This window comes from Microbacterium sp. Bi128 (assembly GCF_918698205.1).
This window is the reverse complement of the sequence record NZ_CAKKMM010001151.1, coordinates 1-1,649: the sequence shown is the minus strand read 5'-3', so window position 1 is coordinate 1,649 and position 1,649 is coordinate 1. Positions and strand designations below refer to the sequence as shown.

2 protein-coding genes are annotated in these 1,649 nt (G+C 65.2%); one reads left to right on the top strand and one right to left on the bottom strand.

The window, feature by feature from the left end; genetic code table 11:
* Nucleotides 1–722 (top strand): restriction endonuclease subunit R (locus tag LQV45_RS30705; protein ID WP_230011049.1); only part of this gene is annotated, 722 nt, incomplete at its 5' end.
* Between the two features lie 84 nt (nucleotides 723–806).
* Here the strand turns inward: LQV45_RS30705 and LQV45_RS30700 are convergent.
* Nucleotides 807–1,649: sugar phosphate isomerase/epimerase (locus LQV45_RS30700; RefSeq protein WP_230011048.1), on the bottom strand; the 843-nt coding region annotated here is incomplete at its 5' end.

Below are 1,649 nucleotides of genomic sequence, written 5' to 3'. Positions count from 1 at the left end.
TGGTCCCCCAGCTCAGCGCCGCCAGCCGAGTGGGTGCCCGCGGGATCCGGTTACCGATCGGACAGGCAGGCACGGAACTGCTCACGTTGCTGCAGCCGCTGCTGCATGAACTCGACCTGGTGCTCTACGAAGAAATCCAAGGGCAGCAGGCTCCAAACAACCCTTCGGTGGCACCAGCACTGGATGCGATAGCCGGACTGGCAGATGAGCGCGTGCGGGTACTCGTCGACATCAGCATGCTCATGCCGGCCCTTCCCGTCACCTACCTTCATGAGTTGCGGCAGGGCGGCGTACCTTCCGATCTTCTGGCGCGCCTGGAGAACGACTGGCGCGATCCCGCCACCCACGATGCTGTCACCGCCCTGCTCCGCGCAGGGAAGATTCCGCCGCGCATTCACACCCTCTTCATGAACCTGCTCATCCGCTTCGGCCGCAGTGACGCCGCAGACCTGCAGGGCATCCTCCCCCTGGTGGGCGCCTTCCATCTGAAGTTCTGGGATCTGGACGACGACGGCGGCCGGGTTTCCCAGCCGCTGCATGACCTCGGCAGCCTGCTGCGCGGGACCGGCTTCACGGGCACGCTGACCAGCGAGTGGGGCGGCCACGAGTGGCTGCAGGACGACCCAACAGAGATGACGCGGAGTCACCTGGCCCTGGCGGGGGCAGCCCTCGCGGAGCCAGCATTGGTGGAGCCGGCACCAGCGGCCCGGGCTGCCCTCTGACCGATATAAAAAGCTGACCGGATACAAGAAGCTCATGGCACAGGAAAGGCCGGCCCCGCGGGGCCGGCCTCACTTGTCTGCGAATTATTTCGTGCTGAATGCGGCGTCGAAAGCTGCGGCGGAGGGTTCATAGCAGGAGAGCCGGCGCACGAAAGCCAGCGCCTCGGGGGCGCCCTTCAGCCTGTCCATTCCGGCGTCCTCCCACTCCACGGACAGCGGCCCGCGGTAGTCGATGGCGTTCAGCATCCGGAACGCATCCTCCCAAGGCACGTCGCCGTGGCCGGTGGAGATGAAGTCCCAGCCGCGGCGCGGATCAGCCCAGGGCAAATGGGAGGACAGCCGGCCGTTGCGCCCGTTGGACAGGCGCTTCTTCGTGTCCTTGCAGTGCACATGGTAGATCCGGTCCTTGAAGTCCCACAGGAACCCCACAGGGTCGATGTCCTGCCACACCATGTGGCTCGGGTCCCAGTTCAGGCCAAAGGCCTCGCGGTGCCCGATCGCCTCGAGGGCGCGCTGCGTTGTCCAGTAGTCGTAAGCGATCTCTGACGGGTGCACCTCATGGGCGAACCGGACGCCCACCTCGTCAAAGACATCGAGGATGGGGTTCCACCGGTCGGCAAAATCCTGGTAGCCGGCGTCGACCATCTTTTCGGAGGCGGGCGGGAACATTGCCACGTACTTCCAGATGGACGATCCCGTAAAGCCGGTCACCGTTTTCACGCCCAGCTTTGCGGCGAGCCGTGCAGTGTTCTTCAGTTCCTCGGCGGCACGACGGCGGACCCCTTCAGGATCGCCGTCGCCCCATACGACGTCCGGCAGGATGCCGCGGTGCCGTTCGTCGATCGGGTCGTCGCAGATGGCCTGGCCCTTGAGGTGGTTGGAGATGGTCCACACTTTGAGGCCGTGGCGTTCAAGAATGTCCAGCTT